The organism is Alkalinema pantanalense CENA528 (genome assembly GCF_050753345.1).
Taxonomy (GTDB): Bacteria; Cyanobacteriota; Cyanobacteriia; order Leptolyngbyales; family Leptolyngbyaceae; genus Alkalinema; species Alkalinema pantanalense.
On sequence record NZ_JBLZFX010000039.1, the window covers coordinates 1 to 24,851 of the forward strand.

At 49.2% G+C, this 24,851-nt stretch carries 18 protein-coding genes; 8 read left to right on the forward strand and 10 right to left on the reverse strand.

The features are described from left to right. Positions 1–233: ISAzo13-like element transposase-related protein (locus ACN4EG_RS14115; protein WP_431630321.1), on the forward strand; the 233-nt coding region annotated here is incomplete at its 5' end. 65 nt (positions 234–298) lie between these two features. Here the strand turns inward: ACN4EG_RS14115 and ACN4EG_RS14120 are convergent. After that, a complete protein-coding gene (locus tag ACN4EG_RS14120; protein WP_431630322.1) occupies positions 299–3,814 on the reverse strand; it encodes a DNA polymerase III subunit alpha in 3,516 nt (1,171 codons plus the stop codon). A gap of 530 nt (positions 3,815–4,344) precedes the next feature. Between ACN4EG_RS14120 and ACN4EG_RS14125 the strand changes: the two genes are divergently transcribed. Continuing rightward, positions 4,345–4,632: a hypothetical protein gene (locus ACN4EG_RS14125; RefSeq protein WP_431630323.1), complete on the forward strand. Its 288-nt coding sequence runs from the start codon at positions 4,345–4,347 to the stop codon at positions 4,630–4,632. Between the two features lie 231 nt (positions 4,633–4,863). Here ACN4EG_RS14125 and ACN4EG_RS14130 read toward each other — a convergent pair whose 3' ends face one another. Continuing rightward, complete coding sequence (locus ACN4EG_RS14130) at positions 4,864–6,192, reverse strand: AAA-like domain-containing protein (RefSeq protein WP_431630324.1); 1,329 nt, start codon at positions 6,190–6,192, stop codon at positions 4,864–4,866. A 2,252-nt stretch (positions 6,193–8,444) separates the two neighbouring features. On the opposite strand from ACN4EG_RS14130, the gene ACN4EG_RS14135 reads away from it, so the two are divergent. From ACN4EG_RS14135 to ACN4EG_RS14145, 3 genes are all read left to right on the forward strand, one after another. Continuing rightward, a complete protein-coding gene (locus ACN4EG_RS14135) occupies positions 8,445–9,290 on the forward strand; it encodes a FecR family protein (RefSeq protein ID WP_431630325.1) in 846 nt (281 codons plus the stop codon). 46 nt (positions 9,291–9,336) lie between these two features. After that, a complete protein-coding gene (locus tag ACN4EG_RS14140) occupies positions 9,337–11,583 on the forward strand; it encodes a CHASE2 domain-containing protein (protein ID WP_431630326.1) in 2,247 nt (748 codons plus the stop codon). A gap of 88 nt (positions 11,584–11,671) precedes the next feature. After that, positions 11,672–12,145: a hypothetical protein gene (locus tag ACN4EG_RS14145; RefSeq protein ID WP_431630328.1), complete on the forward strand. Its 474-nt coding sequence runs from the start codon at positions 11,672–11,674 to the stop codon at positions 12,143–12,145. A 20-nt stretch (positions 12,146–12,165) separates the two neighbouring features. Here the strand turns inward: ACN4EG_RS14145 and ACN4EG_RS14150 are convergent, their stop codons facing one another. From ACN4EG_RS14150 to ACN4EG_RS14160, 3 genes are all read right to left on the reverse strand, one after another. Then, a complete protein-coding gene (locus ACN4EG_RS14150) occupies positions 12,166–13,167 on the reverse strand; it encodes a 2-hydroxyacid dehydrogenase (RefSeq protein ID WP_431630329.1) in 1,002 nt (333 codons plus the stop codon). 234 nt (positions 13,168–13,401) lie between these two features. Next, the gene (locus ACN4EG_RS14155) at positions 13,402–14,478 is read right to left on the reverse strand and encodes a S66 peptidase family protein (protein ID WP_431630330.1); all 1,077 of its coding nucleotides are present in this window, start codon (positions 14,476–14,478) and stop codon (positions 13,402–13,404) included. A 139-nt stretch (positions 14,479–14,617) separates the two neighbouring features. Further along, a complete protein-coding gene (locus tag ACN4EG_RS14160; RefSeq protein WP_431630331.1) occupies positions 14,618–14,983 on the reverse strand; it encodes a carboxymuconolactone decarboxylase family protein in 366 nt (121 codons plus the stop codon). Between the two features lie 299 nt (positions 14,984–15,282). On the opposite strand from ACN4EG_RS14160, the gene ACN4EG_RS14165 reads away from it, so the two are divergent. After that, a complete protein-coding gene (locus ACN4EG_RS14165; RefSeq protein ID WP_431630333.1) occupies positions 15,283–16,251 on the forward strand; it encodes an RluA family pseudouridine synthase in 969 nt (322 codons plus the stop codon). Positions 16,252–16,305: 54 nt separating this feature from the next. On the opposite strand, the gene ACN4EG_RS14170 is transcribed toward ACN4EG_RS14165, so the two are convergent. Continuing rightward, positions 16,306–17,340 (reverse strand): DUF1350 family protein, encoded by a 1,035-nt coding sequence (locus ACN4EG_RS14170; RefSeq protein ID WP_431630334.1) that lies wholly within the window; start codon positions 17,338–17,340, stop codon positions 16,306–16,308. A gap of 83 nt (positions 17,341–17,423) precedes the next feature. On the opposite strand from ACN4EG_RS14170, the gene ACN4EG_RS14175 reads away from it, so the two are divergent. After that, positions 17,424–17,573: a hypothetical protein gene (locus ACN4EG_RS14175; protein WP_431630335.1), complete on the forward strand. Its 150-nt coding sequence runs from the start codon at positions 17,424–17,426 to the stop codon at positions 17,571–17,573. Next, entirely contained in the window at positions 17,548–18,390 is an 843-nt protein-coding gene (locus ACN4EG_RS14180; RefSeq protein ID WP_431630336.1) for a hypothetical protein, read from the forward strand. Before ACN4EG_RS14175 ends, ACN4EG_RS14180 begins: the two co-directional genes overlap by 26 nt. 153 nt (positions 18,391–18,543) lie before the next feature. On the opposite strand, the gene ACN4EG_RS14185 is transcribed toward ACN4EG_RS14180, so the two are convergent. The 4 genes from ACN4EG_RS14185 to ACN4EG_RS14200 form a co-directional block, all read right to left on the reverse strand. Then, a complete protein-coding gene (locus ACN4EG_RS14185; RefSeq protein ID WP_431630337.1) occupies positions 18,544–20,091 on the reverse strand; it encodes an aminotransferase class I/II-fold pyridoxal phosphate-dependent enzyme in 1,548 nt (515 codons plus the stop codon). A gap of 33 nt (positions 20,092–20,124) precedes the next feature. Beyond that, on the reverse strand, positions 20,125–20,709 hold the full coding sequence (locus tag ACN4EG_RS14190) for a C39 family peptidase (protein WP_431630338.1): 585 nt from the start codon (positions 20,707–20,709) through the stop codon (positions 20,125–20,127). Between the two features lie 164 nt (positions 20,710–20,873). Further along, positions 20,874–21,482, reverse strand: a complete 609-nt coding sequence (locus ACN4EG_RS14195) for a hypothetical protein (protein WP_431630340.1) — start codon at positions 21,480–21,482, stop codon at positions 20,874–20,876. Positions 21,483–21,672: 190 nt separating this feature from the next. Further along, entirely contained in the window at positions 21,673–24,828 is a 3,156-nt protein-coding gene (locus ACN4EG_RS14200) for a type I restriction endonuclease subunit R (protein WP_431630342.1), read from the reverse strand. Positions 24,829–24,851: the final 23 nt, after the last annotated feature.

Here is a 24,851-nt window from a genome sequence, read left to right on the forward strand (position 1 = left end):
GCTGGTTAGAACAACACTGGAATGGAGAGTTGCTCGATAGTGTGGATACCGTCTTGAATTTTGCTAGGAGTTTAGAATTTCGAGGCAATCGACCGGTGGTGCAATTGGTCTCAAAGGTTTACAAAACTGGCGTTAAATTGACGCAAGCAGCCATGGCTGAACTAGAGAAGCAATGGCACCGCTTACCTGGACTGGAAAAATGGTTCGTCGAGATTCCAGCGGTCAGTGCCTAACCATTGGATGACTTTTTTCTTGGAGCGCTCTTAGTGACTTCTCACCTTATTAACGAGAGTCAGCCCTAAGCTCCCAAGATTGTCGAAGTTCTAGCCATAAAGCCCGCCTGATTCAGGGCCGCCACCGCTGCAGTGCTGTCCTTGACGCGGAATTGTTGGCCAAAGCGAACAAATTGACGGCGGTTATTCGCAGAAACCACGGCCACAACCGGAACCTTAGCGCTGCGGTCTTCTCCGGTTTGCGATCGCAAAATTGTGCGTAGATTATGCTGGGCTTCCACATCACTGGCCTTCTTCAGATCCAGTTCCACCATGACTAGCCGCACCTGATCGATCGGTTCTGCATCGTCAATGATGAATTGCACTTGCTCGTCCCGACGATCGACCGTGCCCCACACCATTAAGCGGGCATCCGGCTGCATCAAATAGCCCACTTTCTCAAAGGATTTCGGGAAGACCACCGCTTCCGTTTGGCCCGTCAGATCTTCCATCTGGACAATGCACATCGGATCGCCTTTTTTGGTGGTGACTTGCTTCACGGCGATCAGCATGACGATCGCGCTGACACTTTGTTTGTCGGGCATCTCCTTGAGATCACCCAAGCTGATGGGGGCCAGCACCTTGGCCGATTTGCCGATCGTTTTTAATGGGTGATCGGAAATGTAGAAGCCCAGGACTTCCTTCTCTAGGCGCAACCGTTCCTGTTGGGGATAGTCTGCCACTGGGGCTGCTTTCGGGGCAGACTCCACCGTCGATCGGGGCGTTTCTGCAACAGTTGCCAGGTAGTCAAAAATATTGCCTTGGCCAATTTCCCGATCCTTGGATCGCGACTGCGCCCAGTCCAACACCACTTCTAAGTCTTTGATCAGTTGGTGGCGATTGGGATCAATGCTGTCGAAGGCTCCACAGTAAATGAGTGATTCTAAGGCCCGTTTGTTTAGCGTGCGGCTGTCTACCCGATCGCACAAATCCGCCAAGGACTGGAAGGGGCCGCCCTCGTCCCTGGCCTGCAAAATCGCTGAAACTGGCCCAAACCCGACATTGCGCACCGCTGAGAGGCCGAATAGGATGTTGCGACCCGAAGGGGTAAAGTCCACCCCCGATCGATTAATGTCCGGCGGTAAGACTTCGATGCCCATGGATTGCGTGGAGGCAATGTATCGCTGCACCTTCTCCTGATCGCCACTGTTGGCCGTCAGCAGCGCCGCCATATATTCCACGGGATAGTGCGCTTTTAGGTAAGCCGTCTGATAGGTGACGTACCCATAGGCGGTGGAGTGGGACTTGTTAAAGCAATATTCCGCAAACAGAACCATCTGGGCAAACAGATCCGCCGCAACCTTTTCATCAATGCCGTTTTTTTTCGCCCCAGCCACAAAAATTTCCTGGTGCTTTTCCATTTCGGCTTTCTTTTTCTTACCCATGGCGCGGCGCAGCAAATCCGCTTCCCCCAAGGTATAGCCGCCCATATCCTGGGCAATTTTCATGATCTGCTCTTGGTAGACCATGATGCCGTAGGTTTCCTTGAGGATGGGTTCTAAAACTTTGTGCTCGTAGGAAATCTGTTCCCGCCCGTGTTTCCGGTTGATGAACTTGGGAATCAGTCCCGCATCCAAGGGACCCGGTCGGTACAGCGCTAGGACGGATGAAATATCTTCAATCCCAGAGGGTTTGAGATCCCGCACAATCTGCCGCATTCCGGAAGATTCCAACTGGAATACGCCTTCCAAATCGCCTCGGGCCAGGAGCTTGTAAACCTCCGGATCTTCCAGCGAGAGCCGATCTAGATCGATTTCCTTTTGGTAATTCTGCCGCACCAAGTCCACGGTTTTTTGGATCATGGTCAGGTTCTTCAGGCCCAGGAAGTCCATTTTCAGCAGTCCTAGGGACTCAATGTCTTCCATGAAGTATTGGGTAAAGACAGCCCCGTCATCGTTTTTCTGGAGCGGCACAATTTCATCCAGCGGTTCCGCAGATATCACTACTCCCGCTGCGTGAATGCCAACGCTCTTGTTGGTACCTTCGATGCGGATTGCGGTATCAATCCAATCTTTGTAAGTAATCGTCGTACCAGGAACGATCGCGCCACTGTCGTATTTCTCTTTGAATTCCTTTGTGGGTGTTTCGTCCGAGATCATCACCTTTAACTTGGTTGGCTTGCCCCGCATCACCGGAATCATTTTCGCCATTTTGTCCGATTCGCTGTAGGGCACATTCAGCACCCGTGCCACGTCCTTCAGCACCGCTTTGGAGGTCATGCGGTTATAGGTAATAATCTGCGCAACTTTTTCTTCGCCGTATTTCTGCGTGACGTAGTCGATGACTTCCTCTCGACGATCGATGCAAAAGTCGGTGTCAATATCCGGCATCGATCGGCGCTCTGGATTGAGAAAGCGCTCAAACAGCAAGCCGTGGTGTACTGGATCAATATTGGTAATACCTAGAGCGTAAGCAACCAGGGAACCCGCCGCCGAACCGCGTCCCGGCCCCACAGGAATATTATTATCACGGGCATATTTGATGTAATCCCACACCACGAGGAAGTAGGCATCAAAGCCCATTTGCTGCATCAATTGCAACTCGTATTCCAAGCGATCGCGATAGTCCTGGGAAATGTCTTCGTAGCTGGAGACTTGGAAGCGATCGACTAAGCCTTTACGGGTGACTTCTTCGAAGTAACTGGCTAAGGTATAGCCTGCGGGCACGGGATAATCGGGAATCCGAGGTTCTCCCAAAATGTTGTAGTCTTCAATCTTCGCAGCAACTTCTAAGGTATTCGCGATCGCGACTTGCACCACGTCTTCCGGTAAGTGATCGCGAAATAACCAACTCATTTCCTCGGCGGATTTTAAATATTCCGTTCCGGTATACCGCAGGCGTTTCTCTTCACTGATTAATTTGCCTGTCTGGATGCAGAGTAGCGCATCGTGGGCCTCAACGTCATAGCAGGAAATAAAGTGGGAATCGTTCGTCGCCACCAGTTTGATATCTAATTCCTGGGCAATCCGCACAATCTCAGGATTGACGACCCGTTCTTCCGGCAAGCCGTGATCTTGGATTTCCAAGTAGTAATCATCCCCGAAGCGATCCTTATACCACTGGGCCACCCGCCGCGCCACGTCCCCCCGGCCTTGCAAAATCGCCTGGGGAATTTCGCCCCCTAAGCAAGCACTGGTGACAATCAGCCCTTCCCGGTACTGCTCTAAATAGTCTTTGTTAATGCAGGGCCGACCAAACATTCCCTTCCCTTGCTGCCCCTTCAGGTTGGAAATCGTAGTCAGCTTGACTAGATTCTTGTAGCCAATTTTATTTTTTGCTAGAACAATTTGGTGATATCGGGGTCGGCGCTCCTGTTTTGTAATGTCACCATTGATGATGTACATCTCATTGCCCAGAATGGGGCGAATCGGCTTGCCTTTGCAGACCTTGAGCATTTCGATCGCGCCGTACATCACACCGTGGTCGGTCAGGGCGATCGCAGGCATTTCCAGGTCGATCGCGCGATCGATCAATTCTGGTAACTGACTGGCACCGTCGAGAAGGCTGTAGTCGCTATGGATATGCAAACCGACAAAAGACATGGCGTTTCTCTGGACGTTTTTCTACAAGGTTGGGGCAGACTGAAACCCTAAAGCACTGCAAAGCTAGGGCCGCTCAAAGCACTTCCCTACCCCACATCCCTCTAGGACTCCACGAAGGTTGATCAGATTATAGTCACTATATGTAGTAGGTCAATAGTTTGATAGAACTATTGATAGTGTCTTGAAGGGGACTTTATGGGGAAGAATGACGGCCATTACCTAAGAATCCTGTGGCTGTGGATCCTTAAAGTGGTAGGAACCCAGCCAGAACAACCGACTCCTAATAAAAATAGTACTTTCGTATTAAAGTGCAGTCAACAATCAAGCGATGCAAATCAAGGCGGTAGGAAAGATGCAGTAAAAATGCAGTCTTAGTCTACTGCAAAATGGTAAGCAAACTGCACAGTGAGGTGTTTCGTTTAGGGAACCAAGTTCCTGTAGGATTGGGAAAGCCGCAGGAAGCAACTTCCTCGCATGGCTTGCTCTATCGTTGAGCTGTTCAACCGTTTAGCCTTGACTGGACACAGACTATGAATTCTGCGATCGCGCTCATTCAGACCGTCTTTCAAGCTCCACCTAAGCCCTTTGATCCCATTAACCACACGCTGAAGGGCTGGGCAGTATATTGTTTGCGCGATCGGGGGTTTAAGGTGGTCACGTTTTCGCCCAAAGCGGACTTTGTTGTCGCAAGCAAAGCTGGTGATCTCTTGTTCAAAGTCACCCAGGATCCTGAGGCAGTGGACTCAGATAAAGTGGGCTGGATTGTTGTGGCGCGATCGGGCGAGTCTGCCGAGGTAATTCCTCCAGCAGATACCTAAGGGAACAGCGCATAAATAAAATCCCAATTGGGTAGGGGTAGGAGAGTAAAAGGGTAGGAGGGTAGGAGAATGAAGAGGGGATATTATTTCTTTGCAAATCCCTAACCAGTCTTCGCAACCGACTGGCTCGTTAACTCTAACTGATTCGTTCACTTTAAACGATCGGAGCAGAGCAGTCCCTTTCTCTCCCGTGTCGCTGGGATGAAAGTTCCCCCACTGGGCAACCAAAACCTACAGACTCCGAAAGACTTGGGAGAAATACTGCTGGTACAGTTCGCAACTAGGAATAATTTGATGGGACTGAACCTGCACTAACCCTTTACTTTGGAGCTTAAAGGCTAAAATGGGCTCTAGGGAAATGGGGGTTTCCGACAGCACCAATTGTTTAAAGGCTTCCAGTAGTTCGGGGTATTGCTGTAGCTCAGATAACTGTTGCCGTAGGTAGGAACTATAAATGCCATCGGGGGATAGGGCAGAACTGACAAGTTGTTCTAGGCTAACCCGCTCAGTACTGAGGTAATAAATGGCTAAATGAGTTAGGTGTGTATTGGCTCCAACCAATTTAAGAACCTGTCGGGCGACTTCAGCAGAATTGGGTAGGTGGTAGCGCTGGGCCAGATCTTGCATTTGGGACTCGGTAAATCCTGGCAAATCGACCATTAATCCAGCATTAAAGGGCGACTGGGCTATGCTGAGGGGAACATACACTTCCGTGGAATGAATTAGGATCAACCGTAGTTTCTGCCAAAGTTCGCTGCGATCGTCGCCATAGCGTGCTTTTTCGTACCAAGCCCGCAAAATTGCAAAGAAATCAGATGCAACTTCGGGATATTCAAAAACTGCATCAATTTCATCCAAGGCTAATATCAATGGCCGATCTAATGCAGGTAATAAATAGGTCTCAAAGTAGTGGGTACAGTTGTAACTCGCCCCAAACAAGTCATCCCAGGACTCTCCCAGGCGGTTGGGCAATTCCAAATCCCGAGTCACAACTGCACAAAACCATTGCAAAAAGCGAGATAAATCCCTGAAAATGCTGGCATCAGCAAGACGTAGATTCAGCATTACTGTTGCGAACTGATTTTCCCGCGCTTGCATTAAGGTACGCGCTACCAAGGAAGTTTTTCCCATTTGCCGAGGAGCCTTCAGGCGAACCAGCCCTCCAGGTTGCAGAATCGCTTCGTAGCACAGCCCTTCGGCGGGCGATCGGGGAATGTAGAATGGCGAATCTACAGAGAGTTGGCCATTGGGCGGCAACAGGGGCCGTTGCGCGGTAACTGTGCTTTCAGAGTCGGTGTAGTCATCGGGATTCAGCACCAGGTCAAAGGCGCGGAAATAACAATCCAAGGTTTGGTGATCGACCGGAACTTTGCGGCCTCTAACCCGGGCTAAGGTATTGGAGCTCAACCCTGTGCGATCGCTAAGATCCTGAAGCGTATAGGGCTTTCCTGCATTGTCTTGCTGACTTAAGCGCATTTCTGCCGCCTGTAAACGTTGCCAACCTTTGGCACTAAGCAGAATACCTCGTTTACGTTTTGCGGGTTGATTTGACTGGGACATGTTGGTCAACATGAGAAGGCTTTTATTGGAGCATAATTATGGACAAAAATGATTGAACTGTTCTTAGACGAACAAATTCCACCCTCAAAAAGAAATAACTTAAGTCGTGATTCAGTGAGTATCTTGTTCCATAACGATGACTTACCCAGAAAACTTATAGATTACAGACTACTCTGTCAAGGAACTCTACGGATCAAAGAATAATCAGGAATCATGACAAAGAGTAAGTACCAATAGATAGAGGTATCCCGAAATTCAGTAGTATCACTTGATACAGTTCAGGTTGAATAGACTGTGCATTCTCCTTTGGGTGAAACCGATTAGGTGAAACGGATTGGGTGAAACGGATTCCTCCAAAACTAACTTCTCTAAAATCAACTTCTCTCAACGAGAGTCACTTTAGGTTGCAGAGAGAAGCTGCTAATGCTGTGTTCCTTGATTTTTCGAGGCTTACCTTGGTGCTGACGGTGTGTCCTATTCCTACCGAGAGTATCTCATACAGACAGATACTCTCTTATAGGGATACCAATAGTCTACTAGTTTATAATGCCTTAAGACTGTATTAAGACTGTCAGTGCACCAACTAAAGATCGATCGTGCCTGAATAGTTTGTGCTGTTGAGACGCTCTCCTGCCATCGTAAACGGCCCAAGTCGCTATCAATCCCAAGTTACTATCAATGAAGATACGAATCTTCCTGACGGGATTATGAAGTGACTAGTCCTCTACTACTTAGGGAACAGCGCATAAATAAAATCCCAATTGGGTAGGGGTAGGAGAGTAAAAGGGTAGGAGGGTAGGGGAATGAAGAGGGGATATTATTTCTTTGCAAATCCCTTAGTCCTCTACTACTAATCAGTGGGATAACAAGTCGTGATGCATGTCGTGATGCATAAGGAGTGGTGTACAAATAAAATCTGGTGGTGCCTGACGCAAAGGATAGGGAAAAATAACCTTAAGCTGACAGGCTCCTGCTACAAAGCTTTCGACGAAGCTCGATTATTCTCCATTCTCTAAGAAAGAGGACGTAGCATCTCAAGTGGCTAGGTAGGTGGATGAGTGAATGAATCGGGGATGTTATTTCTTGGCCAATCTCTAACAAATCGTGGAATTACAAATCGTAGAACTATAGTCATAGTCAATGAGCTTAAGACAGTGATATTGAATTGATTCATTGATGCGACAGATTCGATCCCCCCTAGCCCCCGCGCTACGCGCCGCTGCGCTAGAAAAAAGGGGGGATTCGGCTAAGTTCTTTCAAATTCCCCTTTTAAGGGGTAATTAGGGGGATCAGAAGTCTGGCAAGCAAAGATATGATTGTCCTCACAATTTTGGCTACAGCTATACAAGTTGCTTCTCAACGATAGACTGCTTTCAATCGCGACAAGGCTATTGATTGTTGAGATGGTTGCGTATTCTGTTCTGTTATCGTGAATTCCTTGTTTTTGGTTAATTCCCATTCATTTGCCGTTTCCATTAATTGAGCAATGCTGAAATTGGGTCTTCTTTGAGGCTTTCTATTAGGAAAAATTGAGCTATTTAGCCTATAGTCACTGAATCTATTATTAAGGATGATACGTTTCAAACTAGCTTGACTGGAGTTTTATCTGGTTTTTAAAATTCTATATAACGACATGCTGCCCGTGCTGTTGGAGAATATAGAATTATGATGAAGTTTTTTTTGGCGGTATTGATTCATTGAATTAATTAAGATAATGACTGCATTGCAAGTTGTTTCTAGGGAAAATCGATCGTACTGCAAATTCAGCGGTAGAAACCGCGCTGAAGAGCTTACTGTGGTCAAAGTTGCTAAGATAGATTGAAATTTGTCCCAGTCTCGTAAATCTCTTGTAAAAGGGAGAACTTGAAAGAATTGATTTACATTCCTTGTAAAAGAAGGTGAGTGATGTCAAAGATTTCAGAGGTTTCAGAGTTCTCTTTACTACCCTTTTCTTGTTCGATCGATATATACAGTCAACAGCACAACAGAATTTAGGCGTTATATCTGTTCCTTGTCGTTATGCAATCCGCCGTAGTTTTAGTAAAGTTCAAATTTTGAAATCAGTAGAAAGGGGGGAAGGCTTGAATTCTAAAGTGGGTTCCGATGGCTCAACCTGTATAGCTACCCATCTTATTGGATGTCTTAGTTATTAAGTTTACATAAGCCTAGACAAAAATACTTGCCATAGCAATGAGATCCCTCACTAGAATGCAAAGGTAAGAACTGCAACTGTTTTAGAAAGGATTGGGAAAATGGGGGGTCGTGCCAAGCAATGGGGAACAGCAGGATTAGTGGTTGTAACAATCCTAGGATGGCCTAGTGCAAGTCTCAGTCAGTCTACGCTTTCTGTGCGGGTGCAGAAGTGGCTCCAAGTCCAAGAGATTTCAGGGACGGTTACGATTTCCACCCCTAGAGGAACACGCCCCGCTAAAATTGGGGATCGCTTACAAGCAGTGGGTGACAGTATTACAACGGGGCAGCGATCGCGCGCCAAACTCTTGGTGGATACGGCGATTGGGACGATCGAAGTAGCGGAAAATACCAAGCTCCAAGTGCAAAATCTCAGTGCAGTGACTGATCAGGGACGGATTACTCGATTAGCCATACCCTATGGTCGGGCAAGGTTAAAGTTACGAAAATTTACGTCCCCCAATTCCCGGCTGGAAATTCAAACTCCTGCGGGTATCAATGGCGTTCGAGGGACAGAGTTTGGCTTAGCCATTCAACCCAGTGGTAAAACTGGCCTAGCCGTTCTAGAGGGAACGGTGTCCAGTGAAGCCCAGAGCCAAGAGGTCAGTGTACCGGGTGGGTTCCAAAGTTTTACGGTGCCTGGGGATGCTCCAGCCCCCGTAGTCCCACTTAGGGAAGATACCAATTTGAACTATCAACTGCAAAAATTAGTGAATAGAGGAATTCGGCGCATTAAGCTTGTAGGCCAAGTTGACCCAGTTAATTTTGTGACTGTCAACGGTACCCCCCTAGATACCGATCCAACTGGTCAATTTGCTGTGTTCTTTCCTGCCCCCTCCCATCTAAAAATTCAGGTTGTGGTCACAACACCACTGGGTACAGAAAAACGATATGACATCGCGCTTTAGGGAGTATATATGGCGGCTACTGCCGGGAGGGCTCACGGCAGTGACCATGGGGCTTCTTCTGGTGGTAGGTACAATCAAGCCTCTGGAATTGCTCAGTTACAACACGTTGTTTTGGCTGCGTGGGGAACGATCATGGGACGATCGCGTTGTGCTAATCACGATCGATGATGATAGTATTCGCCGTTTAGAACGATTTCCTTGGCGCAGACAATACTATGCTCAATTAATTGATGTGTTAACTAAGGGCAATCCGAGTGTGATTGCCTTTGACTTAATTTTTTCAGAATCCAGTCCTGATGATGCCCAGTTAGCAGAGGCGATGTTGCGCAATGGCCGAGTCGTTCTGGCCCAGGCAACGGATGCCAATGGCTTACCCCTTCAGCCAGTGCCTATTCTCCAAGAGTCGGCCATTGCGACAGGGCATTTGTTTGGGCAACCGGATCTCGATGGAATTACGCGCAAGGTGCCGCTTCAAGGCAAAGATGATTTAAGCCTAGGAGCCATGGCAACCCAAGTGTATAGTCTCGTTAATCAGCCCGTCGCACTTCCCGATCTGACCCAAGCGTTTTGGGTTAATTGGCCTGGATCAGTCCGACGATTGCAACAATATTCCTTTGTAGATGTGTTGGAAGGACAAGTTCCAGCCAGCACTTTTCAAGATAAGTTGGTTTTTATCGGGGTGACGGGAACGGGTTTTGACACGATGTTGACGCCCTTTGATCAGTCTCCTGCCACCACCGGGGTCTATCTCCATACAGCAGTTGCTTCCAATTTGCTCCAGGGCAATTCTCTGCAAGTCTATTTCGATCCGGTCTGGACTACGGTGTTGTTACTTTTAATGCCGGGATTTAGTTTGATTCTCAGTCTATGGCGAACAGAGATTCAATTGGCGATCGGCACAACTTGCTATGGTATGTGGATTATTACAGCATTGCTGTTACTGCATCACAATATTTGGATTCCTGTTGCGCTGCCCGGTAGTCTGTTTGTTGGCACAACGATCACAGTCGCGCTATGTGAGCGGCTGCGTATGAACTGGTTTTTACAACAACAGGTTCGATACATCTGGGAAGCTTATGTGCCTGATTTAATGCAGCAACGTCCTGATTGGCAGCCCGATCGATTGCTGTTGCCCTCTTCCCATCCCACCTCGATCCGCGCTGTAGTGCGCCTAGCTAACCTTGCGGAAGAATTGGGGCGATCACAATCTACCCAAAGTGTCATTTCTCGCAGTTTATCCGTTGGCCTAGTAGCGTTGGATATCAAAGGCAACATTTGGTTCTGTAATTCACTGGCTACTGAATGGCTTGGCGCTGAGGTTGGTCAAAATCTTGAGGCGGTTTTAGTGCCTAGTTGGTATAGTGCAGATCAGTGGCATCAAGATGTTTGGTTCCTTTGTCGGGGCCAATCCATTGAGGTGCATGAGGTGGAGTACCGCGATCGTTACTATAGTCTCACGCTACAACTTTTGGAATATAAACAATCTAAAAAGGTCACTGATTTTGCATTTATGCCTCCACAGGGCTTGTTATTGGTGATTGAAGATATCAACGATCGTAAACAGGTAGAGCGTAATCTCGAAAAGCAAGTTCAAGAATTAGAACGCATCAGCCAACTCAAGGATGATTTTCTGAGTACGGTATCTCACGAACTCCGCACACCTATTACAAATATGCGGTTAGCCATTCAAATGCTAAAAGTGGCACAATCTGATAAACAACGACAACAGTATCTAAGCATTCTAGAACAGGAATGTCACCGAGAAAGGGATTTAATTAATGATTTATTGGATCTACAACGCTTGGAATTAGGGCAAAATATCGTAGATCTGACTTCGTTAAATCTCAGCATATGGCTGCCCGAAATTGTGGATTCCTTTGAAACACGGACTCGTACCCGGCAACAACATTTATCCTGCTATGTTGAATCTGATATTCCTGAGATTTTTACGGAGGCCAAAAGTTTAGAACGAATTCTAGTCGAATTAATTAATAATGCCTGCAAATATACGCCACCTTTGGGAGAAATTCGAATTTTTGCTCGGCGACTAAACGGCGATCGCGTATTGATTTCAGTCCGGAATACGGGTGTAGAAATCTCACCGCAGGATCAAGAGCAGATTTTTGAAAAGTTTTACCGAATTCCCAAGGGCGATCGCTGGCAGCAGGGCGGAACGGGCCTTGGACTCGCGTTGGTCAAACGCTTAATCAGTCATCTTCAAGGCTCTATCCAAGTGCAAAGTGATAATTTGGTGACTGAGTTTACGATCGAACTCCCCATCAGTTATACCTGAACCATACAGGAATTGAGGTTCAAAGGGCGCGGACAGGGCAGTTTGAGGTTTACTGAAAATTAACAATAGCCAATTTTTGGAATGGGTCATGACAGAAAACTCGATGCTAGAAAACTCGATGCCAGAAAACTTCGTGGATCGAATGGTTCGGAGCCAAGCGTGGTTGAATGCAATCTGCTATCAGCGTCTGCGGCGACAACAACTTCGCCACAATAATCTGCTCCCGTTGAATCAGCATGATCCGTTTCTCAGAGGACAGACAGAGACTCAAGAACATTCCCAAGAGCTGGCCCAAGAGCGTCCCCAGAGTTGGCCCCCTAGGCTTTGGGCCGTTCATCAAGGACTCGAAGAAATCAAGCAAGAAATTAAACAAATTAATATGCTACTGGAGTTCCATACCCAAGATGTGCATTCCACGGGATTAAGGGAATTTCAGTTCCTGTTTGATCGAATACTGGCCCATTTGTGTGGATGCTTACAGGAATTAGCGATCGAGCTACTCCGCTTGGTATCGTACCTAGAAACCAATCCCTCCATGAATGTCATTTCCCAGGCTTGGTAAACACCTAGTCCTTGACACCCCTAATCGAATTTAGGATGTACTTGATTGGCAAGAGGTTGTCCCTGTTCAAATTGAGTGATGTTAGCAAGGGTTGTGTCTGCAATATTTGAGAGGGCATTGCGCGTAAAGAATGCCTGGTGCGCTGTGATCAAAACATTCGGAAAACTTTGGAGCAGTTGGAAGGTATCATCTTGAATAATTTCATCGGAAAGATCTTGAAAAAATAGATTTTCCTCTTGTTCATAGACATCAATGCCCAGATAGCCAATGCGACTAGATTTGATGGCGTTAATCACTGCATCGGTGTCCATCAAGCCTCCCCGACTGGTGTTAATTAACATGGCTCCAGGTTTAAGGGATTGTAGCGAAGTTTCGTTAATCAAATGGTAGGTATCGGGCGTTAACGGACAGTGGAGGGAAATGATATCGGATTCGGCTAGGAGGGTAGAAAGGGCCACGTAGCGCGTTCCCAATTCCAGGCAGGCCGGACTTTGGTAGAGGTCATAGGCCAAGAGGTGACAGCCAAAGCCCTGCATAATTTTGGCGAAGCATTGACCAATTTTACCGGTTCCAATGATGCCTACTGTACTGCCATGGAGATCAAAGCCCAGTAAGCCTTCCAGGGCAAAGTTATCATCCCGTACTCGGTTATAGGCTCGATAAATTTTACGATTGAGTGCCATAATCAGGGCAACTGCATGCTCTGCAACGGCGTAGGGAGAGTAGGCCGGAACCCGGACGACGCTCAGACCCAGTTGGTGAGCCCGATCGAGATCAACATGGTTAAATCCCGCCGATCGTAGGGCTAGCAATTCCGTGCCTTGGGCTGCCAAAACATCTAATACGGAGGCACTGAGGGTATCGTTAATAAAAGCACAAACGGCAGGAAATCCCGCTGCTAGAGGAGCCGTTTCTGGGGTTAGTCGAGGTTCAAAAAAAACAAGGTCATGGTGGTGAGGTTGATTAGCTGCGGTCAAAAACTGGCGATCGTAGGAATGGCTACTGAAGACAGCTACTTTCATGTAAAAACCCCTTTATCAACCGATGCTTAATAGTCTTTAGGATAGCGAGGGATAGCCGGAAGTTCTGCTGACGTTAAACATTTTGGGTGGGAGCGTTCGTATTTCTGCAACAAGCAGCTATCTGGTTCGGCTTGAAACAGGTTTTTATTGGGATTTTGGTACCGTAGACTCGTTCTGTCTATTCAGCCAGCAGTGTCTATCGTTCTTCGTGATAGGAATGGATTCATTCCAAAACTAAATTACAGCATTTTCATTGACAATGAGTGTTTTTTGGGTTGCATTTAACGTAGCATTAATCCCGATCGGTAATACAGCATTCTCTCGAACGTGACCGAACATGAGGTTGTAGAGGGTGGGTTTACCGAGGGAACTGAATCGATCGCGCAATACATTTTCCAAGCTTAAGGTTTGCACAAAGGATGGCTGAAATTCCTTGGGGTAACAGTCCACAAAATGCCCTAGGGCAATGCCTGCTGCGTCTTGCAGCTTGCCAGCCAGCCACAATTGGGTCAACATCCGATCGACGCGATAGGGTTCTTCACCGATTTCTTCAATGAACAAAATTTTGCCGCGCGTGTCGGGTTCGTAGGGTGTGCCTAGCAGGTTCGTTAACAGGGTTAAATTGCCCCCGATGAGTGGCCCCGTGGCTTCTCCGGGAACGATCGTGACGAGGCGATGGTTCCGTTCTACTCCATCGGCGGTCGGCGGTTTGGCGATTTCCCCGATCGTGGCGGTGGACATGATCGCACGTTTGAAATGGGCGATCGCGTAGTCTCCCACCCCCGTTAAACCGGACGATCCATGGAAGGTGATCACCCCCGTTTTTTGGTAAATAGCGAGCAGCAAACTGGTGATATCGCTGTGGCCAACGATGACTTTCGGGTGGCGACGGATCAGGTCGTAGTCCAAGTAAGGCAGGAGGCGGCAGCAACCGTAGCCCCCGGAAAAGGTGACAATGCCGCGAATATCGGGGCGGCGAAACATGTCATTAATGTCTGCCGCTCGATCGCGATCCTGGCCTGCTAAATAGCCATACTGATCGTTAATGTGTTGACCGAGGATCACTTGGAAACCATACTGCTCCATAGTTTCCTTCGCTAGTTGAATGTCTTCAGGTTCGTAGGCATTGCTCGCAGGGGCAACCATACCGACCCGATCGCCCCGTCTCAGCACTGGAGGTTTCTGCCCAGAGGGGATTATGGAAGCTATTTGAGCCTGGGCTCGTACTTGCCCAAGACTTGTAGCAACCAGGGTGGAACCGAGACCCAACAGGGTTCTACGGGATAGAGAAAAGGGATTCGAGAAAGGCATGAATGCGATAGGGGAACAGCGGATTAATAAAGTCCTAATGTGGATAAAAGTCCCAATGGGGATGGGGCGGTGGGGGTGGTGGATGAATCGGGGAGATTATTTCTTAGCAAAGCCCTAGGAATGCTTGTTAACAAGATTTTCAGGGATGGGTGGCTTGCAATTCATCCATTGCTGCTATGACATGGGTGGCATACATCAAGGCTGGTCCACCTCCCATGAAAACAGTGACTCCCAGCATTTCCAAAATTTCTTCTTGGGTGGCTCCGGCTTTGAGGGCTGAACTGGTATGAAAGGCAATACAATCATCACAATGGGTTGCCACCGAAATGGCTAGGGCAATGAGTTCCTTCGTTTTGCTATCCAAAACTCCCGGTGTGGACGACGCTTTACTCAGGGCATAGAAGTTTTTCATCACTTCTGGCAAAGCATTGGAAAGTTGTCCAGTATAGCTCCTGACCGTTTTCATGCGATCGCTGTAAGAGGATTTCGTCGTCGGTTCTGTCATGGTTTTTCAGCGCATAATGTCAGCCGTTCCTTTATCCTAGAAATGAAATCCAGATTGTTGTGTAATTCCTTAAAAATTTAACGATCGTGCGTTGGATCGTCTCAGGGGGACAAGGGATGTACGCGCTTGATTCTAGGAACTTTATTAGAGAATTCCCTATAAATCTCTTTTAAGGTTTGTACATGACGCGATCAAGCATTCTCCTAACTTAGAGCCTAGCGTGATACCTATCCCCCCGAGCGTTATACTCAGAGCAGTCGTGGATAACGTTTTTTCCTATACCCTTTCCCAATCTCTCTATGCTGTCCTCTGAGTTGTCTGCTGATGCGTTAGATGTCATTGAACTCCAAGTAGAGTCTTCAGGACAGCGATTGGATGTTTATTTGGCCGATCGTATTGCAAATCTATCCCGATCGCGATTCCAAAAATTGATTTCAGAAGGTTGCGTTCAGGTTAATGGACAAATCTGTACGGCTAAGAAAGTGATGGTTCAACTGGGGGATCACCTCACGATCACCATTCCCCCCACGGAGCCTTTAGAGTTACAACCTGAAGCAATCCCTCTAGAGATTCTTTACGAAGATAGTTCATTGATTGTGATCAATAAGCCAGCGGGAATGGTCGTTCATCCTTCGATCGGTCATCTAAGCGGTACCTTGGTAAATGCTATGTTAGCTCACTGTGCTGCACGGGGAGAAACGCTACCGGGAATCAATGGGATTCAACGTCCCGGCATTGTGCACCGCTTGGATAAAGATACTACTGGCGCGATCGTGGTGGCCAAAACTGAACAAGCCTTGCAACATTTGCAAGATCAATTTCGTGAAAAGACCGCCCGGAGAAGTTATGTTGCGATCGTGTATGGTGCGCCCAATGCCGATTCTGGTACGGTGGATGAACCGATCGGGCGGCATCCTAGCGATCGGCAAAAAATGGGCATTGTACCCGAAGATCGGGGTGGTCGCCGAGCTGTCACCCACTGGTCAGTTAAAGAACGGCTGGGCAATTTCACATTCATGGACTTTGAGTTGGAAACGGGCAGAACCCACCAAATCCGAGTTCATACGGCGCATATTGGGTATCCGATCGTGGGCGATCCGGTTTATGCGTCTGGCCGCAAAGCGATCGGCGTGAACCTACCAGGACAAGCCCTCCACGCATGGCGCTTACGCTTGCAGCATCCGGTTACCGCTGACTGGATTGAAGCGATCGCACCCCTGCCGGAGTCCCTCACCAAGTTACTAGAAGTTCTACGAAAACGCTGTTAGAGAGCCTGCAAAGGATGGAGTGTGTTCACCTCGCTGTGTTCAACTAGAAGTAATTCAGCACTCTACAGGCAGGATAGTGGGATTAGCAATCTGTGCTTGAATTTGCTGAAGTTCTTCCAGTGCCGCGATCGTCACCGTCTCCAGATCCCGATCGACGATCGGTTCGCTCCACTTATCCAACGGATTGAAATCCACGACAGCGTTCCCTAACTGTAGACCCACGGGTTCCAGATGTTTCCCTTTCAGGGTTTGAAAGAGGCCATTCGGTTGTTTTTGTAGCAATCGATCGCGGGTTGCGATCGCGAGTTTATCTGCATCAAAGGTAATCAAACGAGTTAAGTTAAACGACTGGCTCCGATCGATGAGCTGATAGGTTTGTTCCACCGTCGGTAAAACTTGGAGGCCAACGGTCTGAAAGGCGCGCTGGAGCAAGGGCAGTGGAATCGCGGCGTTTAAATCCTGAATGACGGGGGCTAGAAGTAAGGAGGCTTGATCGGTAATGCCGATGGGGATGGCCTCGATCGATAGCTGGGCACAGGCTGGCAATTGTTCTAAGCGTTGGTTTAAGCGTTGGGCCATGTGTTGCAAGCGATAACGGATCATCTGCGTTTCAGTTTTGGCGTCAGCGATCGTTGCCATATTCTGCAACACTTTCTCTGAACCATCATTCAGGAGTTCTAGTAATGCAATATATTTACACCCCAAGCTATGCCCAATCCAGCAATAATTAGAGGCTGCTAAATAGGGGCGATAGTCGTAGGCTCGATCGCTGTTGGAATCCGGAGTGTCTGATAAGTCTTCTGTTAATTCTGCTAATTTCTCAATAATGCCTAACCGGACTGCATAGTGTTCTTCTAGCAAATCTAAGGCGACATCCCAATGGTTAAAGGTAAACCGGAAAGGCAGAGCAATAATTGTATATCCAGCCTGAAAAAGCTGCTTTAGGAAATACTGATAACTTACTGTGGGAAACGAACCAAAGAATGCCCCTCCAATGAATTGGATCACTCCCTTGGGATAGGGATGAATTGCAACCCAGCTAGAGGAAAATAGCTGGAACTGTGGCTCGATCGATACGGAGTTATCCATCGTCATATTTAGGAATGTTACGCAACTTATGCATAGGAAAGATTTTTCCATATTGGCATTCATGAAAATTTAAGGAATCACCCATGCGGGTACTGCCAAAGGTTTCGATCGACGACGAAACTAAGAACATCCCGGATGGCGTTACCCGAAACGAAAAACGAAAGACGACCCATCCAGTTATTTATCTAATCTTGGAGATTGACAAGAATGGCTATTTCCTCAGTCGTGTCTAATTATGAATTGCTCGTTAAGCCCCTCGTACAGCCAGATGCCGATATCCTGGGTGCCGGTCGCACAATTATTCAAGGGTATTTCCTAACCATTACGAATCTCAATACTAGTGTTGCTGCACGGTTGCGGCTCAACTTTCGAGCACAATCGGTTGATTTAAATAGTCAGCCTCTATTAGCTTTTCTTGATGCCAATGGCACTAATAGCTTGCTCGTACCCACCCTATCGGGCGCAACGAGCCGCACCTATACGTTTACGATCGAACCTGGCGATACGGGATTATTTATCCTACAACCGGACGTCACTCAAAAAAGTGTCGTAGAAAATGCCAATGTAGAAGTTCGAGGCTATGCAACGCTGTCCCTGGCGACGCCCTTCGGTTCCAATAGCTTTAACCTACTGGTTACGCCGCAACAACGGGGAACCTTCCTGCCCAAGGGTTATACCGTTCCCCCAGTGCCCCCTGCGCCTGCTGCCCGCACCCGTGAAGACTTTGACCAACTGGCCTATGGCTTGCCCACAGCAACTGGTGGTTCCCAAATCACCTTGGCACAGATCAACTTCCCGATCGGGCGTCCCCCGATTCTCTCTCCGGAACTATTGGAATTGGATCCCGATTTGCTGCGTCAAATCCAGGAAAATCCAGCTTTGCTGACCCGTCCAGGGGTGGATTCTGTGCGCATGGCTCCTGCTGTTCCCGCAGATAGTTTGCAACAGGCTCTTAATCTGATGACTGAGCGCATTGAAGGTCTAGAAGTTCTCATGGCGAAGCAAGTGGGTCAGCCGACTGTAGCGAATGGCACTGTTGCAGTGAAGTAATGGGCGATAGAATCCTTTTTAGGATCATCCCTTGGATCATTCCTAAGTCAGCCCAACCGAATAGCCTCTAATACAAATCATCCGACAATGGTGCCTAGCATTTTTAGTTTATTGAAAATGCTAGGCTTTTTATTGATCTATTTACATTGATGATTATGGTTCAAAAATTACTTTTAAATAATTGAGTTCAGGATCACTATTGCCTGTGATAACCCCCCCGATCGCTTGAATGTGTTTCAAGTAGTCGATCGCCGATTGGGTAATTAGTTCTCCTGGCATTAGCACTGGAATTCCCGGTGGATAGGGACAGACTAACTCCGCACTGGGGCGACCGATCGCGTCCGTAATCGCACAGGATTGACTAGGTGCAAAGAAGGCATCGCGGGGGGAATAGGTTGCTTGGGTTTGAAGACTCGTGATGGGGAAGATAGGCAGCGATCGTGCGGTCGCGTTCTGGGCAGCGTTCTGGACCGCGTTCTGGGCAGCATCGCGACATCGTTGGGACAGGGTTTCTAAGGCGGCGACGAGACGATCGATATCCTCGGGAGTGTTGCCGTGGGTCATGATGAACGTCAGGTGATGCATCGCAGGTAACTCACAGGTGACGCCCAGTTCTTGATGCAGGATCTCATCCGCCGCAAACCCATCAATCCCTAAGCCAGTCACGATTACCGTTAACCTTGTGGCATCTAGGGCAAAACATCCTGGAGTCGTAGCGCGATCGCTACCGAGAACCTGAAGTCCCGGAATTTGGGCAATCCGCGATCGAGCGTCATTTGCAAGGTCAATCGTGCGATCTAGTAACGCTTCTCCTTGGGTCGCCATCTGCATCCGGGCTGCATCTAAGGATGCCAGTAGGAGGTAGTTCGGACTGGTGGACTGCACTAGTTGTAATGCTTGGGCAATCCGATCGGGTGACACACGATCGCCCTGTAAATGCAGCATGGATGCCTGAGTCAGCGCCGCTAGGGTTTTGTGGGTGGACTGTACCACTACATCTGCGCCTGCTTTGAGGGCTGAGATCGGGAGCGCGGAATGGAACGCAAAATGGGCACCGTGGGCTTCATCTACAATCAACGGCAATGCAAATTGATGAACGATTTTAGCAATGGTTGCAATATCGCTACAGGTGCCGTAATAGGTAGGAGAAACTAGCAAGACAGCCTTACTAGCTGGATTCGCTTCTAAAGCCTGCGCGATCGTGCTAGGGGCAACTCCATGGGCAATGTCCAAGTCAGCATCATAGTCCGGTAAAATAAAGACCGGAATTGCGCCCGCTAAAATCAATCCAGAAATCACCGATCGATGGACATTGCGCGGCAGAATCACTTTATCCCCCGGTCGGCAGGTGGCTAAAATCGCAGCTAGCAATCCTGCTGTTGAACCGTTCGCTAGAAAATACGTCCGATCGGCTCCAAAGGCTTCAGCCGCTAACGCTTGGGCCTGTTGAATGACCCCTTCTGGATTGAATAGATTATCTAATTCTGGCAGTTCCGGCAAATCTGCACCAAAAGCCGCATCCCCTAAGAACGATCGGAATTCAGCCGAAACCCCCTTCCCCCGCTTATGACCCGGTGTATGGAAGGGGGCGTAGCTCCGGCCTGCGCACTGCTGTAACTGCTCCACTAAGGGCATGGACGTTTGATCGGGACGCGATGGGTGGTTGAATGAGTCAACCGACTCTTGAAAGGCTTCAGACATGAACAAGAGACAACAGGCATAAACCTGTTCATCTTACGCTGAAGGTGCACTGGTTGCGGGGGAAGGTATCTTGAAAATTCGTCCCCAGGCACTTTGTGGCCCATCCACAAAGAAAATCCGATCGAGTAAGCTCCAGGAATAGAAATCGTATTCTCCACCGACTCCCACGTCATATTCATCATTGGCTCCCAACCGCGTTCCATAGGGATCATGGATCAGAAATCCTTTATCGTTGACCCCTACAATGCAAATGATGTGACCCGAACTTTTGTAGGCCATGCCTGCGGGTACTGGAATCGATTTTTGGAGTTGTTCAGTGATGATCTCTCGGGTCAAATCCATACGCCATTCGGAATCAAGGCCAAATTCCTGTTTGATGCAAGCGGTATGGGCATCGTGGTTGGTGGTATCCCCATAGGAATTGAGGAGGTAGCCGTAGTAACTTTCGGGTTGCTCATAGCCCATTTCTGCGGCTTTCTGACTGAGTAATCCCTTCAGAAGATAATTTAGCGCCATCGCATGGGCAGTCAGGTTACACTGCCGCCATCCTGGCCCAAAAAATTCTTCGGCATTATCGATTTGGTAATAGTGAGGAACAGATAGACGAATTTCTTGCATAGAGCGTCTACTCCCGGAATCGCAAAAAAGTATGGGCTACTGGCCTGGAGTTTAACTGGTCTAGAGTTTAACTGGTCTGGAGTTTAACTGGTTTGGATCTGAATGGGGCTAGAACTGCATGGGGCTGGAACTGGTGCTCAGCTTCAAGGGGGGCTGGTTGGGGCTTAGCTAGATTGGGGCTTAAAGTTTTTCACCCATTGGATAAATTTAGGAATTTTGTCGCCATTCAGATTGAGAACTGGAATATCAGCGGTATCTTTGACATCCCCAGGATTGAAATACATCACTGTCCGCTCCGATCGCCCTAGCCCATAGGCCGCGACCATCTGTTTGGCCAATTTACAAGTGACGTAAAATTGCCCCATCTCGATATTGCCATCATCGGCTCGGTAGTTCCAATACACCCCTTCAAACTTGGGCCGATCGCTGCACCATTGGGCATGGGTAATTTCGATCATTTTGGCAATGTGGACATCGTAGCGCCGCAGTTTGCCCCCATAGGCGGAAACGGTTGTATCCCGATCGGGCACCGTAAAGATGGCTGTCCGATGGGTAAAATCACCTGCTGCACTGTTAAAGGAAATTCGCGTAATGGGAACTGCTGTATCTGCTTGAACCCTGGGAACTGCTGGGCCCGCTTGAACCGCAGGCGTGATCCCAAGGGTCAGTAGCGCAGTGACAGCAAAAATGGAGCGAGGCAACTGTGGCATAGGGATGAATGTTGGAGAAGACTGGGCATTCTGCGATCGTGCAGACAATATCAGAATTCCCATGGGGTGATCTCTAGTAACAACAGCCTGCCATATCTAAATTTCGGAGAGGATAAATTTTAATTACAATGCTCTATTGATGTTGATAATCAGCTTTAAATCTTAACCCGTTGGACAGCTAGCGGGATCTGGCCCATCGAGGGTTAGATTGCTTGATGCAATTTTGGGTGTATTGCCTTTATATTTCAGACGCCTAGGGGATTGGAACTGAACCACCAGCGATCCATGTAGCCGATAGTGCTTCCGCTTGTTGCAATACATTTTGAACGGCAGCAGCTTGAAGATCCGGAGGGTAGCCGTACTGTCGCAGAATGCGCTTAACGGTTTTGCGGAGTTTGGCGCGGGCACTTTCGCGATGGGCCCAATCCACGGTGACGTTGGCTTTCAAGCTCATGAGTAGCTCATGGGCGATGATTTTGAGGCTGTCGTTGCCCATTACCTCAACCGCACTTTCATTCTCGGCGAGGGCATCGTAAAAGGCGATTTCATCGGCGGAAAGCCCCTGTTCATCCCCTCGTTGTCGGGCGGTGCGGATGTCTTTTGCGATCGCAATTAATTCTTGGATGACTTCAACGGTGCTGATCGCGTTGGTGTGGTATCGCGCGATCGCTTGCTCTAGGCGTTCGGAAAACTTTTTCTCTTCTGTGACGTTGGTGCGGGTACGGGAATGGATCTCGTCATCCAGTAAGCGTTTCAGGGCTTCTAGCGCCAGGTTCTTCTTCTTCATTTGCTGAATTTCCAGCAGGAAGTCATCGGACAGGATGGAAATGTCTGGAGAAGAGAGTCCGGCAGCGCTGAGGATATCGACGATCTCCGTGGAGACGACGGCCCGATCGATGATTTGTTGGACGGCGAATTCCCGGTCTGCGGCGGACTTGCCAGGGGTGGTCGAGGATTTCACCAGGGCGGCGCGGATGGTTTGGAAGAAGCCGACCTCATCGCGAATTTGGCGGGCTTCATCGCTGGCGGCGGACAGGGCAAAGGCTTTGGATAGTGCCAGCACTGCATCTTGATAGCGGCGGTGAGCCTGCTTTTTGGCATTGTCGTCGGTTTCTTGCTGGGCGGCTTGGTGTTGTTGTTCTAGAATCCATTCGATCGCTTCAGCCATCACGACTAGCCGTTCTTGGGGGGTACCCGCTAACCCATGCTGGTAATCGAAACCGTGAAACATGGCTCGAACGACATCATATTTTTCTAGCATCAGGGCGATCGCCTGGGCTTCGTCGATGCCTGCCTGTTGCTGGTCTTGGGCGGAGTAGTCCCGTAGGGCTTCTTTCAACCGCTGGGCCACGCCGATATAGTCTACGACTAAGCCAGCGGGTTTATCGCGAAAGACGCGGTTAACGCGAGCGATCGCCTGCATTAAGCCGTGGCCTTTCATGGGTTTATCGATATACATGGTGTGCATTGAAGGGGCATCAAACCCGGTGAGCCACATATCCCGCACGATCACCAGTTGCAGGGGATCGTTGGGATCTTTAACCCGCTTAGCCAGCAGATCGCGGCGGGCTTTGGTGCCAATGTGCGGTTGCCAGTCTTGAGGATCGGAGGCGGAACCTGTCATGACGATTTTGATCGTCCCTTCGTTATCGTCGGGGGAATGCCAGTCGGGGCGGAGGGCAACAATCTGGTCGTAAAGCTTGACGCAGATCGCCCGACTCATGCAGACAATCATGGCTTTACCGCTCAGCGCCGAGACGCGGTTTTCAAAGTGAGTGACCAGATCGGCTGCGACCAGCTTTAACCGGGCTTCTGCTCCGACTAGGGCTTGCACCGTTGCCCATTTTTGATTGATCTGTGCCCGTTCCGATTGTTCTTCGTCTTCAAAGAGTTCTTCGATTTCTGCGTCAATCTGGGGCTTTTGGGCTTCGGGGAGTTCGATGCGGGCGAGGCGGCTTTCGTAGTAGATGGGGACGGTTGCGCCATCTTCCACGGCTCGGCTGATGTCGTAGATGTCGATGTAGTGGCCGAAAACGGCGGGAGTGTTGACATCGGTGGCTTCGATCGGGGTTCCGGTGAAGCCGATAAAGGAGGCGTTGGGTAGAGCATCCCGCAGATATTTGGCGAAGCCGTAGGCGATCGCGCCGCTGGTTTGATCGACTCTGGCTTTGAACCCGTATTGGCTGCGGTGGGCTTCGTCGGCGATCACGATCACGTTGCGCCGATCGCTCAGGATGGGATAGGTGCTTTCTCCTTTGGCGGGGGCGAATTTTTGGATGGTGGTGAAGACCACGCCGCCGGAGGCACGGTTGAGGATGGCCTGTAGGTCTTCGCGGCTGTCGGCTTGTTGGGGGGTTTGGCGAATCAGATCGCGGCACATCGCAAAGGTGCCAAACAGTTGATCGTCGAGGTCGTTACGATCGGTGATGACGACGATCGTGGGGTTTTCGAGTTCGGGGCGGCGCACGAGTTGGCCCGCATAGAAGGCCATCAGGAGGCTTTTGCCAGAACCTTGGGTATGCCAGATGACGCCTGCTTTACGGTCTTTTTGGGTGGCGTGGAGGGTGCTGATGATCGCTTTCTGGACGGCGTGGAACTGGTGGTATCCGGCGATGATTTTGCGGATCCCGGTGCTGGCGTCACCAAAGACGGTGAAGTGTTGGATCAGGTTCAGCAAGTGGTGTTTGGTCAAGACGCCCTCGATTAGCGTTGCCATTTCGGGGGTGCCGGGTTTGGCGATTGCGGTGCCGTCGATCGTGCGCCAGGGCATGAATCGTTCGAGGTCGGCGGTGAGGGAGCCAATGCGGGCGGTGAGGCCATCGGTGGTGATCAGGAGGGCGTTGGTGCGGAAGAGGGCGGAGATTTGGGTTTTGTAGGTTTGCAGTTGGTTGTAGGCGGCGGCGAGGGTGGCGGTTTCGGTGCCGGGGTTTTTGATTTCGATGACGGCGATCGGGAGTCCGTTGATAAAGACCACGACATCGGGACGGCGTTTGTGGCTGTTTTCGATGACGGTGAATTGGTTGAGGACGAGCCAATCGTTGTTGTTGGGGTTGGCGAAGTCGATCGCGTAGACTTTATCGCCGCGAATGGTGCCATCTTCGGCGTAAAATTCCACATCGATTCCTTCGACGAGGGCTTGGTGCAGGCGGCGGTTTTCTTCGATCAGGTTGGGTTTTTCGGTGGCGATCAGTTTTTTGAAGGCATCGTCGCGGGCTTCGGCGGGGATGGTGGGGTTGAGGCGATCGAGGGCATCCCGGAGCCGTTGGGCGAGGATCGTGTCAGCGTAGGATTCCCGTTCGGGTTGGGAACCGTCAGGATTGGTGACGACACCCGCAAGATGAGCATAGCCGAGGTGTTGCAGTTGCTCTAGGAGCATTTGTTCAATGTCGGCTTCAGTGAGGTAAGACATGGTTTATTTTTCTGACCGTGCTG

What these genes read in the sequence shown, in the direction of transcription:
- ACN4EG_RS14120 (WP_431630322.1), bottom strand. Translation starts at nt 3,814, where the DNA reads ATGTCTTTTGTCGGTTTGCATATCCATAGCGACTACAGCCTTCTCGAC.
- ACN4EG_RS14125 (WP_431630323.1), top strand. Translation starts at nt 4,345, where the DNA reads ATGAATTCTGCGATCGCGCTCATTCAGACCGTCTTTCAAGCTCCACCT.
- ACN4EG_RS14130 (WP_431630324.1), bottom strand. Translation starts at nt 6,192, where the DNA reads ATGTCCCAGTCAAATCAACCCGCAAAACGTAAACGAGGTATTCTGCTT.
- ACN4EG_RS14135 (WP_431630325.1), top strand. Translation starts at nt 8,445, where the DNA reads ATGGGGGGTCGTGCCAAGCAATGGGGAACAGCAGGATTAGTGGTTGTA.
- ACN4EG_RS14140 (WP_431630326.1), top strand. Translation starts at nt 9,337, where the DNA reads ATGGGGCTTCTTCTGGTGGTAGGTACAATCAAGCCTCTGGAATTGCTC.
- ACN4EG_RS14145 (WP_431630328.1), top strand. Translation starts at nt 11,672, where the DNA reads ATGACAGAAAACTCGATGCTAGAAAACTCGATGCCAGAAAACTTCGTG.
- ACN4EG_RS14150 (WP_431630329.1), bottom strand. Translation starts at nt 13,167, where the DNA reads ATGAAAGTAGCTGTCTTCAGTAGCCATTCCTACGATCGCCAGTTTTTG.
- ACN4EG_RS14155 (WP_431630330.1), bottom strand. Translation starts at nt 14,478, where the DNA reads ATGCCTTTCTCGAATCCCTTTTCTCTATCCCGTAGAACCCTGTTGGGT.
- ACN4EG_RS14160 (WP_431630331.1), bottom strand. Translation starts at nt 14,983, where the DNA reads ATGACAGAACCGACGACGAAATCCTCTTACAGCGATCGCATGAAAACG.
- ACN4EG_RS14165 (WP_431630333.1), top strand. Translation starts at nt 15,283, where the DNA reads ATGCTGTCCTCTGAGTTGTCTGCTGATGCGTTAGATGTCATTGAACTC.
- ACN4EG_RS14170 (WP_431630334.1), bottom strand. Translation starts at nt 17,340, where the DNA reads ATGGATAACTCCGTATCGATCGAGCCACAGTTCCAGCTATTTTCCTCT.
- ACN4EG_RS14175 (WP_431630335.1), top strand. Translation starts at nt 17,424, where the DNA reads ATGCGGGTACTGCCAAAGGTTTCGATCGACGACGAAACTAAGAACATC.
- ACN4EG_RS14180 (WP_431630336.1), top strand. Translation starts at nt 17,548, where the DNA reads ATGGCTATTTCCTCAGTCGTGTCTAATTATGAATTGCTCGTTAAGCCC.
- ACN4EG_RS14185 (WP_431630337.1), bottom strand. Translation starts at nt 20,091, where the DNA reads ATGTCTGAAGCCTTTCAAGAGTCGGTTGACTCATTCAACCACCCATCG.
- ACN4EG_RS14190 (WP_431630338.1), bottom strand. Translation starts at nt 20,709, where the DNA reads ATGCAAGAAATTCGTCTATCTGTTCCTCACTATTACCAAATCGATAAT.
- ACN4EG_RS14195 (WP_431630340.1), bottom strand. Translation starts at nt 21,482, where the DNA reads ATGGGAATTCTGATATTGTCTGCACGATCGCAGAATGCCCAGTCTTCT.
- ACN4EG_RS14200 (WP_431630342.1), bottom strand. Translation starts at nt 24,828, where the DNA reads ATGTCTTACCTCACTGAAGCCGACATTGAACAAATGCTCCTAGAGCAA.